This window comes from Arthrospira sp. PCC 9901 (assembly GCF_059013425.1).
This window is the reverse complement of the sequence record NZ_CP102296.1, coordinates 1,656,514-1,672,767: the sequence shown is the minus strand read 5'-3', so window position 1 is coordinate 1,672,767 and position 16,254 is coordinate 1,656,514. Positions and strand designations below refer to the sequence as shown.

Annotated in this window: 10 protein-coding genes; 4 read left to right on the top strand and 6 right to left on the bottom strand. The window is 46.1% G+C overall.

From position 1 onward, the window contains the following. Positions 1-42 precede the first annotated feature (42 nt). A complete protein-coding gene (locus NLZ44_RS07340; protein ID WP_493752333.1) occupies positions 43-5,790 on the top strand; it encodes a DEAD/DEAH box helicase in 5,748 nt (1,915 codons plus the stop codon). A 210-nt stretch (positions 5,791-6,000) separates the two neighbouring features. On the opposite strand, the gene trpD is transcribed toward NLZ44_RS07340, so the two are convergent. The 4 genes from trpD to NLZ44_RS07320 form a co-directional block, all read right to left on the bottom strand. Then, positions 6,001-7,071: an anthranilate phosphoribosyltransferase gene (trpD, locus tag NLZ44_RS07335; protein WP_493752332.1), complete on the bottom strand. Its 1,071-nt coding sequence runs from the start codon at positions 7,069-7,071 to the stop codon at positions 6,001-6,003. Between the two features lie 192 nt (positions 7,072-7,263). After that, positions 7,264-8,733 carry a glycolate oxidase subunit GlcD gene (gene glcD / locus NLZ44_RS07330; protein ID WP_493752331.1) on the bottom strand — a complete coding sequence of 490 codons (1,470 nt, stop codon included), beginning with the start codon at positions 8,731-8,733 and terminating at the stop codon, positions 7,264-7,266. Positions 8,734-9,031: 298 nt separating this feature from the next. After that, entirely contained in the window at positions 9,032-10,105 is a 1,074-nt protein-coding gene (locus tag NLZ44_RS07325; protein ID WP_493752330.1) for a fatty acid desaturase, read from the bottom strand. A gap of 325 nt (positions 10,106-10,430) precedes the next feature. Next, entirely contained in the window at positions 10,431-10,562 is a 132-nt protein-coding gene (locus NLZ44_RS07320; protein ID WP_493752329.1) for a hypothetical protein, read from the bottom strand. A 737-nt stretch (positions 10,563-11,299) separates the two neighbouring features. Between NLZ44_RS07320 and thrC the strand changes: the two genes are divergently transcribed. After that, the gene (gene thrC / locus NLZ44_RS07315; protein WP_046318724.1) at positions 11,300-12,391 is read left to right on the top strand and encodes a threonine synthase; all 1,092 of its coding nucleotides are present in this window, start codon (positions 11,300-11,302) and stop codon (positions 12,389-12,391) included. Positions 12,392-12,475: 84 nt separating this feature from the next. Here the strand turns inward: thrC and NLZ44_RS07310 are convergent, their stop codons facing one another. Continuing rightward, positions 12,476-12,955 carry a hypothetical protein gene (locus tag NLZ44_RS07310; RefSeq protein ID WP_493752328.1) on the bottom strand — a complete coding sequence of 160 codons (480 nt, stop codon included), beginning with the start codon at positions 12,953-12,955 and terminating at the stop codon, positions 12,476-12,478. A gap of 255 nt (positions 12,956-13,210) precedes the next feature. Between NLZ44_RS07310 and NLZ44_RS07305 the strand changes: the two genes are divergently transcribed. Beyond that, complete coding sequence (locus NLZ44_RS07305) at positions 13,211-14,359, top strand: YihY/virulence factor BrkB family protein (RefSeq protein WP_493752327.1); 1,149 nt, start codon at positions 13,211-13,213, stop codon at positions 14,357-14,359. A gap of 21 nt (positions 14,360-14,380) precedes the next feature. Continuing rightward, on the top strand, positions 14,381-14,812 hold the full coding sequence (locus NLZ44_RS07300; RefSeq protein ID WP_493752326.1) for a universal stress protein: 432 nt from the start codon (positions 14,381-14,383) through the stop codon (positions 14,810-14,812). 118 nt (positions 14,813-14,930) lie between these two features. On the opposite strand, the gene NLZ44_RS07295 is transcribed toward NLZ44_RS07300, so the two are convergent. Then, positions 14,931-16,235, bottom strand: coding sequence for a CO2 hydration protein (locus tag NLZ44_RS07295; protein WP_493752325.1), 1,305 nt, complete (start codon positions 16,233-16,235; stop codon positions 14,931-14,933). Between the last annotated feature and the right edge of the window lie 19 nt (positions 16,236-16,254).

Sequence of the window (16,254 nt, the reverse complement as noted above, 5' to 3'; positions counted from 1 at the left end):
AAGCCACCAAAATTCACCCAGTTAATGATGAGGTAAACACCCATGCACGATCCCATTGGAGCTTTCGATAAAATCCGCGATAACTTCTTACTCTACATTAAAACCGCGTTCGGTACTAAGTTTCCTGAAATCGAACAGGAGCGAGAAAGGCTTCTGGGGGAACCTGGTGTATTTTATCAGGAACCCTGGCTAGAGCCACTGCCTCAATACCAGCGTTCTGGTCAGACGATCCATCAGCTACACTTAGAAGACGTTCCAGGCTTAGACGAGACGACCTTAGCAGAATTTAAACAACTAGCAGGTTGTGGACTGGTTGGCGATTATCAACTCTACAGCCACCAAGTTGAAATGCTCCGCAGAGCTTTACAAGGACAAAACGCTGTGGTTACAGCGGGGACGGGTTCCGGGAAAACTGAATCTTTTCTTTTGCCCTTATTTGCTTACCTTGTCCGAGAGTCAAGAAACTGGGACGCTCCCAATTCAGAACCTCCTCATCTCAATGACTGGTGGAAAAATGAAGATTGGCAAAATCAATGCAATCCAAAAGTCACCAAACGACAGCGAATGCAGCGTTCTTATCGCGTTCCTCAAAGAAGCCATGAAACCCGCGATGCAGCAGTACGGGCGTTGATTTTATATCCCATGAATGCCCTGGTGGAGGACCAGCTTACTCGACTTCGCCGCGCCCTCGATTCCGAATCGGCTAGAGAATGGCTCAAACAACATAGAAATGGCAATCGGATTTACTTTGGCAGATACAACGGCGTTACGCCAGTACCGGGACATGAACTCAAGGAAAAGGGCAACCCAAACAAAGACAAAATCGACAAGCTGGTAGATGAAATGAAGCAGCTCGAGTTATCTGCGAAGGCTGCAGATGAACACGATCGCGAAACGGGCAACGGTGAAGTTCGCTTCTTTTTTCCTCGATTAGATGGGGCAGAAATGCGCTGCCGTTGGGATATGCAAGACGAGCCGCCTGACATCCTGATTACCAACTACAGTATGCTCAGTATCATGCTGATGCGGGATGTAGATAAAGATATATTCGAGAAAACTAAAGAATGGTTAAAAAAGGATGACAGCGTTTTTCATTTAATCGTTGATGAGTTGCACCTTTACCGGGGAACGTCTGGGACGGAAGTTGCCTATTTGCTGCGTTTGCTGCTACAACGCTTAGGACTTCATCCCGGACACCCCAAACTGAGAATTTTAGCTTCTAGCGCCTCTCTGGAACCCAACGATCCAGAAAGTTTAGAATTCCTATCGCAATTTTTTGGCACTGAATGGCATTCCGAACAAATCATCCCCGGAAGTCTGGAAGAAATTCCAACCATCGAAGGGGACTATCTTCTTTGTCCCGAACCTTTTATCGCTTTAGCTGAATCTTCCAAGAGCAACAATATAGATAACACTATTGAAGAAGAAATACGTCAATTCCCTGAATACGAACAGTGCCGCTCAATTATAGAATCTGAGAGTACCTCTGTCCGAGCGAGAATGCTTCATGGCTGCACCAAGTCAGAACAAACCCGCGCTGTTTCTATAGATTGCTTTGCTCAAGGTATTTTCGGCAACCATTTAGACCCACAGATGCGGCGACAAGCGGCAAGAGGTTTGCTGATGGCGCGAGGTCTATATAATGGCTCAATATCTTTGCCATCTTTCAGACTGCACTGGTTTTTCAGAAATATCGAGGGATTGTGGGCTTGCGTTAAGCCAAATTATGATTGTCATGAAAATGAATGCAGCGAAAATCGACCGATTGGCAGACTTTATGTCGAAAATCCACCCATTCTCTGCGATCGATATCGAGTCTTAGAGCTACTCCGATGCGAACAATGTGGCACTGTATTCTTGGGTGGAAATCGTTTGACTTTACCAAATAATGAGGGTTGGGAACTTTTACCAACAGAACCAGATATCGAAGGCATCCCAGACCGCCAAGCAGCCAAGCTTGTGGAGCGCCGAACCTACCCAGAATATGCAGTTTTTTGGCCTTCAAGAGATATCGATAAAGATGTTAAGTCATGGAAGCAGCCATCAAAACAAAGTGGCAGTAAACAGAAAGAAGAAGCTTCCTGGGACCAAGCATCTCTGGATACTCGCAGCGGTCGAGTGCTTCTTGGAGAACCGGACTCCGATACACCTGAAGAATGGATTCAGGGTTATGTCTTTCACCTGCGAAAAGCCTTACCAGACAAACAGGCAGCAATAAGTGCATTACCCTCTATTTGTCCGAGTTGCGGTGCAGATCATACAAAACGAAAATATCGCAAATCACCGATTAGAGGATTCCGCACTGGCTTTTCCAAAGTTAGCCAATTGCTTTCTAAAGAATTGTTTTATCAGTTGCCTGACACGGAAGAATCCCGCAAACTGGTGGTATTTTCTGATAGTCGTGAAGATGCCGCTTCTATCTCTAATGGCATTGAAAGAGCCCACTACGATGACTTGGTTCGCGAGGCAATCTTTGATGAACTCGGACAATTAGCTATTGGTGAATCACAACTTTTGGAAGACTTACAAAAATATAAAAAACCAATCCGTCCTGAAGCAATTCAATTTGCCCAGCGAAACCCCACTTCGATTAAAAACTTACAGTTGCAGATTGGACGAGTTAATAGGTCTTTGCAAAACGTAGTGGGACTGGATGAACTTGAATTACAAGAGCTGCAAAAAAAACAAGACAAAGCCAAAGAAATATTACAGAATATTAAGCAAAGAGGTGACACGCGAACAGTTCCTATTCGAGTTTTATTTGAAGGAGAAAATCAAGCCCCTGGGCTGCTGATTGAACGATTGGCAAGCTTAGGTGTAAATCCGGCTGGTAATGATGTACTTTATCAGGATTATTCCTACGAGGATCGGTGGAATCATTGGACACAATTGTTTGACTTGAACAGTGAAAATCCAGGATGGAAATCGGATTTATCCCCTCAAGCACAGGAAAGGCGTGAAAATACCCTTCGTCCTAAAGTCCAATCAGAGGTTTGCGATCCACTTTTTGGTCGTCTTTACTTTGGGATTGAAGCGGCTGGGTTAGGCTACGTTCGGCTTAATTTACCCTCAGCAACCATAAAAAATTTGGCGAATAAATGCGGTGTTGCCCCAGAAGTTTTTCAGAATATATGTGATGGATGTCTGCGGGTCATGGGAGACTTGTATCGTTATCAAGGCGCACCATATGGAAGCACAGAATGCAGTCAGTGGCAGGATGCTCGATCTAAATTGAAAAATTACGTTAAGAAATGTGCTCGTCAAAATAAACTTTCAGAACAGAAAGTATTTCAAACTTTATGGTCGGCGATTTGTACAGAAGGTCAACACCGTTACTTAATCCTCAACCCTCGGCATTTATGGGTGCGCGTTGCGGTTTCTGATGACCCAGTATGGCAATGCCAATCCTGTGGACGCCCACATCTTCACCATGCAGGGGGAATCTGTACGAATTGCCAGAAAGAATTGCCCACCGAACCTAATCAAACTTGTGCCGACTTGCACGCACGAAATTATTATGCGACAGAAGCAGTGAATAAGCGTAAACCCATTCGACTGCACTGCGAGGAATTGACGGGACAAACTGACAATCAGGCGGAAAGACAGCGACATTTTCGTAACATTGTGGTCAATATTGGCGAACAAGAACGAGAGTTTATTCCGGTTGTGGACACGATCGATATTTTGAGCGTCACCACAACAATGGAAGTTGGCATCGACATCGGCAGCTTAATGGCTGTAGTCATGGCAAATATGCCGCCAATGCGCTTTAATTACCAACAACGAGCGGGTCGTGCGGGTCGTCGCGGTCAGGCTTTTGCGATTGTTGTCACCCTCTGTCGCGGTCGCAGTCACGATGAGTTTTATTACCAGTATCCCGAAAGAATCACAGGGGATCCGCCTCCGGTTCCCTTTTTGTCGATGTCTCAGGTTGAAATTATCCGTCGTCTCCTGGCTAAAGAATGCCTGCGACGCGCCTTTCTCTCCGCTGGTGTTCGGTGGTGGGAAGCGCCAACACCTCCAGACAGTCATGGAGAATTTGGCACAACAGAAGATTGGCTGAGTCAAAAAAATCGCCAAGAATCAGTCCGCGAATGGCTAGAGACTTCACCGGAAGTAGCTGATATTGTCCATGATTTGGCAGTCCGCGTTGAAAATATCGATCCAGTGCAGTTAGAAAATTACGCGCGTGAAGAACTCTTTCAACAGATTGACAGTTGCGCCAATAATCGCGAATTAGCCGGGGAAGGATTAGCCGAACGTCTTGCTGAGGCTGGAATTATGCCGATGTATGGGATGCCCTCAAGAGTGCGTAACTTGTACCACGGTGCGAACGGACGTAGCAAGATGACTTACAGCATCGATCGCGACTTGGATTTAGCCATTACAGAATTTGCCCCCGGTTCTCAGAAAACTAAAGATAAACGAATTTATACTGCGATCGGCTTTACTGCGCCTTTGCTGTGGAAAAAGAGTCTCGTTCCCGCTTCGGATGAACCACTTTCTCAGCGTCAGTGGATGTTGAGATGTACTCGCTGTCAATATACGGAAACGTCTCATCAACAACTTGAATATGCAGAATGCCCGATTTGTGGGGCAACCGCAGAACAAGAAGACAAAAAAGGAATCCGCATTTTCCAATGGGCTGTGCCGTTGGCTTTTCGTACCAGTTTCAACCGAGGTTCAGACGCTAAAGACGGAGATGACCTGAGATTAACAGGTGCCGGAAGTGTTGCCGAATCACGGCCTCAAGAGTTTAAGCAAATAACTAATACAAATACGTTAACTGCATTTGCAAACTCAGGTCGTGTTTTCCGTATTAATGATAATGCAGGTTATTTATTTAAAGGAGCAATCGGAACTGCTTCTCTGTCCGGCAAGAATCTAAGGGAATTACCCTATCAATGGATAGATGCTCGTTTCCAGCAAGCGAATGACGAAGGAGTGCAATTTAAACGCCAAGTAGAAGAGGAGTCGATCGCAATTGTCGCCCCAAAAACTACTGGGGTTTTACGAATTAAACCCGCTGCTGTTCCGTCTGGTTTATGTCTCGATCCTCTGGCATCCGGTTCTGGGGTGAAAGCTGCTTTCTACTCAGCCGCTTTCATCGTTCGTGCGGTGACAGCAGAAGAATTAGATATCGATCCCGAAGAACTGGATATCAGTGGTTTGCGACGGGTGACATTAGAAACTACTGGGGAGAAGATTGGAGAACTCGTAATTAGCGATCGCCTTCCCAATGGTTCCGGCTTTACTTACTGGCTTGCTAATCACTGGCAAGAAATCCTCGCTCAAATAGTCAATGCTGACCCAAATGCCAACACCTTTGCTGGTTCTCTGATATCTTCAGAACATCGTCATAATTGTGACTCGTCCTGTTATGACTGCTTGCGGCAATACCGTAATATGAACTACCACGGCTTGCTCGATTGGCGATTAGGATTGTCCTTGCTGCGAATTCTAGCTGACGAGAATTTTCCTTGTGGCTTAAACGGCAAATTTTCGACTCCAGACTTAGAAAATTGGCAAGACCAAGCTACAAAATTGCGAGATAGTTTTAGTTCATCCTTTGGCAGTTTTTCCCCTAAATTGTTCGGTACTTTACCTGGCTTTAATTTGGGTTCTAAGAGCTTAGTAATCATTCATCCATTGTGGAATGTTAACAATCCGATGAATATCTTGAAAGAAGCGGTTGACTCTATCGAAGAAGATCGGGAGATTAAATATTTGGATACCTTCAATCTTTTACGCCGTCCTAGCTGGTGTTATCAATCGCTGAACGGAGATTGAAATAACTCTTGTTGGGAGTTGATAAATTTGAGCGATCGCACCATTTAAACCTACCATTTAGGAGCGATCGCACCATTTAAACCTACCATTTAGGAGCGATCGCACCATTTAAACCTACCATTTAGGAGCGATCGCACCATTTAAACCTACGATTTAGGAGCGATCGCACCATTTAAACCTACCATTTAGGAGCGATCGCCTTATTTAAAGCTAGTTCAGGAACTTGATCAACTCCTGTAATTTCGACCACGCCGCGCCACTTTGGAGGATATCCAGCGCCAGGCTATAGCCTTGGTGATGTTCCTGGAGTGGAACTACTCCAGCCACCTGTAAAGCTAGGGAACTATTGAGCGCCACAGCATCTTCTTGGGGGGTCGTTCCTTTCCCTTGTAGCACCTGGGTTAAAATTTCCATATTGTCGGCAAGTTCTCCCCCCTTCAGGGCGCTAATAGGGGCGGCGTTGATGCCTAAATCTTCTGGGTTCAGGAGCGATCGCATTACCTTACCCTCAGATAGAATAGCTAAATCCGTACCATCCGCTAAACCCGCCTCGTCTAAACCCTCCCGTCCATGGAGGACAATAGCCCTTTCTATGTTAAGATGTCCTAGGGCTTGGGCGATCGCATCCAAAACACTCGGATCAAACACCCCAATAACTTGCCCTACCGGACGCAGAGGATTAACCAAAGGTCCCAAAAGATTAAATACCGTCCGCACCTTCAGAGTTCGACGTAAGGGCGCTACCGCCTTCATAGCCGGATGCCAACCCGGTGCAAATAGGAAAGTAATCCCCACCTGTTCAACCGCCGCCCTCACCTTTTCTAGGGGCGCTCCTAAATTCACTCCTAACCCCTCTAATACGTCTGCAGAGCCAACTTTACTCGAAGCCGAACGATTCCCATGTTTAGCTACCGGAACCCCGGCGGCGGCGCACACAAACGCCACAGCAGTAGAAATATTAAACGTCGATGCCCCATCTCCCCCGGTTCCACAGGTATCGATTAGGGAAAATTTAGATTTCAAACCATCTGCGCTGGGGGTGGGTAAATTTCCTGATTGGGACTGCGCTTGTAATACTTTCGCCATTCCCGCCAATTCTTCCCCAGATACTCCTTTGGTTTGCAGAGCCACTAAAATCGCCCCGGATAAGACAGGGGGGATAGACTCACTCAGCCATCCTTCCATTAACATTGAGGCTTGGTCGGTGGAAAGGGACTGATGATCTAGGAGTTGTTGGAGAAGTTGCGGCCAGATATCAGCATCAGGGGCAGAATGAGTCATGGTAAAGGCAATTAATTGAGATTATCTAGGTTGGGCATTCTGATTTTATCCTAGGTCAGATCAGGCGATCGCGCAACCTCCCAGATTAGCTATAGGTGGGAAGTTGATTATCCGGGTCGGTTGAGTCCCCCCCTCGCCGATAGTTAAGATTTGTTAAGTTGCCTTGACACAGTAACCAGGTTATGTTAGCCCTTAAAAAACCTCAGCCCCATCAAACTTCTTAACATTCTGAACTTTAGCGGATTCTCCACAGGTGCGAGGTGTAGGGAACATTTTACCGGGATTAGCCAAACCCTTAGAATTAAAAACCGATCGCACCCATTGCATAGTTTCCAAATCCTGTTCATTAAACATCTGATTCATATAACACTTTTTATCTTCCCCAATACCGTGTTCCCCGGACAAACTCCCCCCCACATCAACACAGATTTTCAAAATTTCGCCGCCAATTTCTTCGACGGTTTCTAACGCACCTTCCACCGAATTATCATAGAGAATCAAAGGATGTAAATTCCCATCTCCCGCATGAAAGACATTGGCAATGCGATAGCCATACTTTTCGCTCAAAGCGGCAATTTCTTTCAATACATAAGCCATCTGAGTCCGAGGAATCACCCCATCTTGGACATAATAATCTGGGCTAATATGACCCGCCGCCGCAAATGCCGCCTTCCGACCCTTCCACATTTTCAAGCGTTTTTCGGGTTCATTGGCGGTAGTAATATTCCGCGCGCCATTTTGTTTACAAATCTCTGCCACCCGCTGTTTATTGCGGTCTACTTCCACCTGCAAACCATCTAATTCCACCAATAAAATCGCCCCAGCATCTCGGGGATATAATCCGGTATTAACGACATCTTCCACGGCATTAATACTGAGATTATCCATAATTTCCATACCACCAGGAATAATCCCCGCCCCGATAATATCAGAGACGGATTGTCCGGCTTCTTCAATGGTAGCAAAGTCTGCCAACAGGACACAAATGGATTCGGGGGCTTTAAGAATTCTGAGGGTGATTTCGGTAGCCACGCCTAGGGTCCCTTCTGACCCCACAAATAAACCGGTCAGGTCATATCCTGGCATTTCGGGAATTGAACCGCCTATATCGACGATAGACCCGTCAGGGGTAACGATTTTTAAGCCGAGGACGTGGTTAGTGGTGACTCCATATTTCAAGCAGTGAACACCACCGGAATTTTCAGCGACATTACCACCAATGGAACAGATAATCTGGCTGGAGGGGTCGGGGGCGTAGTAAAATCCTGAACCGCTGACGGTTTGAGTTACCCAGTTATTAATCACGCCAGGTTGTACGACGACCTGCTGGTTTTCCAGGTCTACTTTCAGAATTTGGCGCATTAAGGCGGTGACAATCATCACGCAATCAGTTACGGGTAATGCACCTCCTGATAGTCCAGTTCCCGCCCCTCGCGCTACCCAGGGTATATTATGGCGATCGCATATTTTCACTGCTGCTGCGACTTCTTCTGTAGTGCGGGGAAGGACCACCAAAGCGGGACGTTGGCGATAACTGGTTAGTCCATCACATTCATAAACTAGGAGTTCTTCCCGTCGCTGAACCACCCCCCGCTTACCTACGACGGCGGCAAATTCTTTGATTATCGGTTTCCAGTTCCGGCTGACGGTGGGGCTTGACATAAGTGAATGTCTTTAGCTGCTATCGCTATGAGGTTATACATCATCCTTATAGCCATAACATAATTCGATATTTCTGTCAATCACGACCAACCCCTACAATTAATAATTAATAATTATCGCAGAGGTCAAGAAACCCGGTTTCTCAGCCGACACCCTGGGGCGGGTTTATTCATATCCTCCTGGGGAATAACCAATTTACAGCAGAACCCGCCCCTACAATTATCAATGCTGAGGGCGGGTTTATTAATATGGTGCTGGGGAATTGAAAATTTACAGCCCAGACGCGATCCTACAATTATCAATTATCAGTTATGACTGCTAAACTCTTTTTGTAGTCAGAGATTGACTGATAGTTGTTATTCTCATCATACAAATGGCAGTGGTCAACAACTTGCTTCATTAAACCCCAGGAAAAATCACACTCAGGATAGAGATATTCACCCCAATTTTCCTGTAAGCTGGCGTAGGCTTTACGGAGGTTATACCAGGGAATTGCGGTGGTGACGTGGTGGGGAACATGAACGTTGATATCGTGACAGAGAAACTCAACCCAGCGGGGATAATTGCAGTGAACAGTCCCTGATAGTTGGGATTCGGCTTCGTGCCATTGTTCGGGTTCTCTAAAGGGAATGTCGGCGATGGTGTGATGAAGTAGGGTAAAGGTACTCATCCAGAAGTGGAAGACTAACCAAGGAATGACCCAAAACTTGACAAATCCCCACACTCCGATGGTTAAAATCATAGTCGGAAATGCGATCGCCGCCGCGCCGATGACCAACAGAGAGGAAAACTTAACCTGTTGGCGCTGCTTACCTTCAAATTTTGTCCAGTCAAAGTGAATGCTTGCCCAGTGTAGAATGGAACCAATCCACCAGGCGCGACCTCGGAAAAGGTCATAAGTCACCTGCATGAATTTACCAGCGTTTTGGTATTCTTCTTTACGCCAGGGTTGCCAAGCATTATCTAACTCCATTCTGTTAGTGTATTTATGGTGTTGGTTGTGACCAATACGCCAACTGTGAAAGGGATATATAATCGGCAGAAACAGGATATGACCTACCCAATCATTTACCCAAACATTCCGAGAAAATGAGCGGTGTCCGCAGTCATGTCCGATCACAAAAAATCCGGTGAGGGCGGTCCCTGTAAATACCCACAACACCGGAAGGAGAAACCAGGGAGCGATCGCTATTCCTAGCCATCCTAAACCCACCATGACAACGTTAATGATTACTGTCATCCAAGCTTTGTATCGGTCCTGGACAAACACATCACTAGGAAGGGTGTTAATAATATCTCTCAAGCGCAAATCCGAGGGAACTGCGGAGGGGCGTGACGATGAATCTTCAGACTTTACAATTGATAGGGTCATAGATGAATTTTAAGGGAAAACCAAGCCACCATTACTGGTGCCTGGCTTCTGAATGAATGTGCTTTTTTAACTGCTAAGGTAGCCGACAACTTTCCCAACCTACAGTAATGGTATCTCAGCCAATTAACCCGCCTAAGCGGTCTTTTTTGATGGAGTTACCTGACCCTGAGATTGAGAGCAATCCTCAACCAAGACTGGCTGATTCCAAATAGTTGAATCAACCCCTCAGACGGTTAAGTGTAGTCTGATCATTTATAGCATACCGTCTGCGATCGCGATCGCTAATTTCTGATTGCTGATTATTGGCCCCCTGGCGGGATTGGGCCTAATTTTTCGGGTCGGTGGGACTAAGCGATCGCATTTGCTTGATAGTTTGTAATTCTAGCAGCAGAGTGTCCACCTCAGCTTGAAGATGCAAAAACTTCACTTGCTGATCAACACTATATATGGATGGCATCTTGTCTATTTGGCCGGAAGCTGAAGACAACGGCAAGGATGACAGATTTTGTGGACGCGATAAAGTCGATGAAGGAGTTGGCATCAGTAATTAGTTGGATTTATAAACTTAACTGGCACATCAACAAATCTTAACTATATTTTCACTCCATGTTAAACTTTTTTTAAGAAAAACATCATCGCCCCCCAAGGCAAGTGGCTGGATGTTTAAATCAGGAGTAAACTGAGTTAAGGGTCAGCACCCCCGGCTGAAGCACAGGGGCTTCGTGCCCCCCTTTCAGGTAGCTGACCAGCCTAAGCCTTAACTGGCTACGTTCAGAGCAAGAGTTAAAGTTCCTACCCTGGAATGCGTGCTAGTTCCAGGCTCTAGAACCGAATCGTTAAACATCTCTAAGGGGTTAAGGACGTGCGATTTGGATAGTACCGACTCTGAACATTGGCGAAGCAAACATTACCCCGCAAGGGAGTCGGAGCCAACCATAGCTCCATGGAGGGGCAACCATACCCCTCCACCCCGCAAGGGGGTGCTGGCGGCTAAAGCCGCTTGAGTCGGTTTTCCTCTCCGTGATCAATCAGGGAGCTTCCAACCCTCCCAGGAGTTTTACGTGACAGGCGCGAAACCGTTTTCACCTGAGTAAGACTCAAGGGCTGATTAACCCATTAGCCCCAAGTTATATAGCACGGCAACCTTGAAAAGTCAAGTAAATTGAGCCCAAAACAACAAACTGTAACATTGAAATGACCCTGACTTTGCCCGCAACTGAAAGAAAACTCAATATCTGGCCCGGTCTGATTGAAGCATACCGGGACTATCTACCTGTTACCTCAGCCACCCCCGTTGTCACCCTGCAAGAAGGTAATACCCCCCTAATTCCAGTCCCCACCATTGCCGCCGAAATCGGAAAACAGGTGCAGGTATATGTGAAATATGACGGATTGAACCCCACTGGGTCATTTAAAGACCGGGGGATGACTATGGCTATATCCAAAGCCAAAGAAGAGGGAGCCAAAGCCGTCATTTGTGCCAGTACAGGTAACACCTCAGCATCAGCGGCAGCCTATGCGCGTCGTGCCGGATTAAAAGCATTTGTCCTGATTCCATTGGGTTATGTAGCCCTGGGGAAACTAGCCCAAGCTCTCCTTTATGGTGCGGAAGTCTTAGCTATCGAAGGAAACTTTGACGAAGCCCTAACCATTGTGCGGGAGGTTTCCCGCCAATATCCTGTCACCCTAGTTAACTCGGTGAACCCCTATCGCTTGGAAGGACAAAAAACCGCCGCCTTTGAAGTGGTAGACGCTTTAGGTGATGCACCCGATTGGTTGTGTATCCCTGTGGGAAATGCCGGAAATATCACCGCCTACTGGATGGGATTTTGTCAGTATCATTCAGAAGGAAAATGCGATCGCCTCCCTAGGATGATGGGATTTCAAGCAGCCGGAGCCGCCCCCATAGTTAATGGTCACCCAGTCACCCATCCCGAAACTATCGCCACCGCCATTCGTATCGGCAACCCCGCCAGTTGGGATATGGCTATAGCAGCCCAATCAGCCAGCCAAGGCAGTTTTAGCGCCGTTACTGACGAAGAAATCCTCAACGCCTATCGCCTTATAGCCTCCCAAGAAGGCATCTTCTGTGAACCCGCCAGCGCCTCCTCCGTAGCTGGACTCCTGAAAGTCAAAGACCAAGTACCAGCAGGAGCCACTGTAGTTTGTGTCTTAACAGGTAATGGGTTAAAAGACCCCGACGTGGCTATCAAACACAGTAATAACCCCACTAAAGAGGGTATTGCTGCTAATTTGGACGCAGTAGCTAAAGCTATGGGATTTTAGCCAATGGGAGGGGGTTGCTCAACTCCAGTGCCACCCCCCCCTCCTGTAGCCGTACTGTAGCGCCGAGTTTCCCATACCGGAGGGTTAACTATTGGAGTTAGCCGCATTTTGAGCCTTGGTGAGCAGGTCCATGGTGTCCCCTAAAGCGGTAGTGAGACTGTTGCGGGTTTCTAGGTGATCGGCTTTCTCTTTCTCTAGGGCTGCCGTTATTTGGTAGACCTGTTCCCTAGCGCGATCGCGTTCTAGGGTAATCTGGATAATCTTATTTTTCAATTCCTCCACGGTTTCTAAGCCCTCAACCTCCCGCTCGGTTTGTACTCGCGTCAGAATCTCGTTTTTAGCAACCCCAAACTTATTCTGTAGTTGTTCAAGTTCTCGGCGCAGTTGAGCGATCGCATCTTGATGGCGGCGCACCTCTTCTCGGCGCTGCTGGGCTTCGGTATTATAACGCTCTCGCCACTGGTCGGCACTGGCTAAAGCCTGATCGCGATCGGATCGCAGTTGTCCTAACTGCTCTTGCAATCGCTTAATTTCATCCAACCATTGTCTAATATCCTGATTCATAACTCAACCTAAAAATCCATAAGCAACCGGAAACATTGAATCCCTGGGGAAGTTTAAACCATCAGTAACACCCTGTCTCTGTGTTAAACCTTCCACAACAGGTCATACTATAAAGTAGCCCTGGTTAAATTTCCCCCAACCCGCAAAATGCTACTCGCATTGCCCTGCCAATTTTTATATCACCTAAATAGGGCAATATTGCACTGTCGGTTCAAGCTGCCAAGTTTCAACCAGATAATAGACTGTGCTGCTGAAATGGTAGTTAACCTGTTATTAATCATCCTACACCGGCTATGGAAGCTGCTGTTAACCCTGCTACAGGGATTGAAAACCCTATGGATACTCAACCGTAAAGCATGGTATCTGGGGTTTGAGTGGGTAGCAGCCAAAACCGCCGATCTGCTGATTATCCTTTTCAAATGCCTATGGTGGCTAGGTCGTCAAATCAAAAAGCGCGTGGTGGATTTTGTTCTATTCTTTACCTACCTCAATTGGCAGACTATTCATAGTTTAGGAGTTCGTACTGTTCAACAACGGTTATACGGTTTGTCTGCCGAAATGGCTTATCACTCTACCTTAGCACTGGTTCCCGCTCTTTTTGCTCTGTTAGCCGCTATTAGTGCCAATCCATCTATACAATCAACCCTATTGGAAATGGCGAATTTGTTAGGGGAAGTCGTACCAGAACAAGTGCAAAAATTGATTGGGGCAACTATGAGCCAATCGGGAAGAAGTCTTAGCCCTAGACTATTTTCGTTTAGTTTTATTATTTCTATTTGGCTGTTTTCTGGGGTGATTAGTTCCGCTATGGAAGCCTTAAATAGGATTCATCAAGTGCCACCAGATAAAATTAGACCTTTTTGGAAGTCAAAATTAATTGCGATCGCTTTGACTTTGGGTACATTATTGCTGTTGATTATGGCATCAGGGGCGGTCTTTATTAGTGATTTTTTGGTCGAAATTCTTGCCCGCAAAAGTTGCATCTTAGAAACAGTGGGTAACTGTCCCCTCGATAAAATTGATATGTGTTTAGCTCAAGAACCTGTCCAAGATTGTTTGCTTCAATCAACATTATTGGATACTTGGAATCGTCTACAGTGGCCAATTACCCTCGGCATTGTCTCCACTAACTTTGCTCTGATATATCGCTATGGCCCTAGTTACCGAAAGCCTAAAACTCCCTTAATTCCTGGCTCAATTATGGCCGCGATTTTTTGGGCTTTAATCTCTAATTTATTTCGCTGGTATGTTTACCAGTCTGAGTATTATAATGTTCTCTATGGTGCGATCGGCACTTTTATTGTTCTCCTGTTATGGTTAAATATTAGTTCCCTAGTAGTGCTTCTGGGGGCGCAATTAAATTCCACAGTAGGAGATGAAATTCGTCGTAGAAAAACACAATAGGATAGTAAAGGATAGTAACTGATGAGTTGGTTTAATAAAAATGCGGTATTAGTCCCTATCGATTTCTCTGAACTTTCTTTTGCTGCTTTATCCCCAGCGCGAGAGTTGGTCCCCGATATATCGCAACTCCACATTCTCCATATTTTGCCTAAATTACACCCCGCAGAACCTGGCTCTATGTGGCAATCAGTTAGTCCTCAGTCTCGACAACAACACGCAGAAGACGCTTTGAACAATGAGTTGATTAAAAGAGGATTTGATGGCGCAAAGGTCACGGTTTTAATTGGTACACCTAGCCATGAAATTGTCGATTATGCTAAAGCTCAAAACATAGAGTTAATTGTTATGCCTACCCACGGCTATACTGGCGTTAAACGGGTGTTAATGGGGTCGGTCGCAGAACAAGTCGCTAGGTTGGCTGAATGTGCCGTCTTATTACTTCATGAAACCTAATACCATATCTACCACCCCTCGGTAATGCTGCGCTAGGGCTGCCATGGTGCGTCATCCCCAAATTATCGGGTTGGGATTCATATAGCCTGGGTATGACGCACCCTACGGGGAATTTAGCTTAACGGTAATTGGGAGTTTGAATATTCCTTAACCGTGCTTCGGGGCGTTTAAATCGATCCATTTGCGCCTCAAAAAAGGCTCTGTTGGCTTCTAAGTGGCGGGGGTTGGGGTCATCAAGGGGATATAGTAAAGCAGTCCTTAGAGCCTGAATAACGGCTGATGTGACGCAATACATGGAACGCTGAAAAGTGTTAGCCAACTGAATCAACATATCATCCTCACCTCGGCAATATTTCTGGTAATAATCCACCAAGTAGGGGGGTAAGAAGTGATACATATCCTGCATTAATAAAGTCGGTGGTATTCCAGCGGTACCAACTGGGAAAATATCGGCGTAAAGAATACCATAATGAAAATCTTTCTGGTCATCAGGAACTTCTTTAGCTTGGGCGTTGTAGGACTTGGTACCCCGGAAAGGTGCGGTGCGATAAAAAACGGCTTCTACATAGGGTAAGGCAGCTTCATAGAGCCACATAAAACCCTTGGATTTGGGGACGATTTCATAACATTCGCCATCAATATAAACATGATGATAAATAGGGCGACCTGCGATCGCAAAAATGCCATTAACCAGGAAATTCATCGCCTCGGGTACGGTGGTCATTGTCCCCTCATCATAGCGATCGCTCATTTCAAAAAACACGGGAGCCATAACTTCCCAAAATAGCCCTAAATTGCTATAATAGGATAGTTGCCTGACCTGTTCTAAGAACATATCGGGGAACAGTTTATATAAACCCAGCATGACCGGATTTTTGCGGAAATAAGCGCGGATAGCGCGGTCAGCATTGGCTTTATATTCGTCTGTGTCTAAATAACTGTCAAATCTGCCGCCCATTTCTCGATGCCAAAACATGGCTTGCATACAGGCTTCGGCGAACTCCATATTAACGCGATCGTGCCATAAATGATGGAGGAGTTTGGGCATTTTTCGGGTTTCCCCTTTCTGCATAAATGCCAATAATTCCGGGTGAGCGATCGCTTCTCCGCGCCAAATCCTTAAATCGGCATCATCCCCGGCATAATGGTTATGCAGGTCTAAATATTCCCGGGGTAAAAAGTATTTAAAAAACGGCAACGGATTTAGGAACACCCGTTCAGCAATATACAACAAATCGCGCCAATAGAAATCCATAGGGACGGCATAAGCCTTATAAATGCCGATAATTTGCATCAAATTTTCGGGTGTATCGGGTAGCATAGCGCCTCCCGCCTCTAAGCGATGAATAATCTCCGCAAACTCATGTTGAGAGGGCGGTAATTTAGTGGGGGTTTTTTCTGCTTGCATGAAACTGGTTGTCATAATCAACAGTAATTAAGTG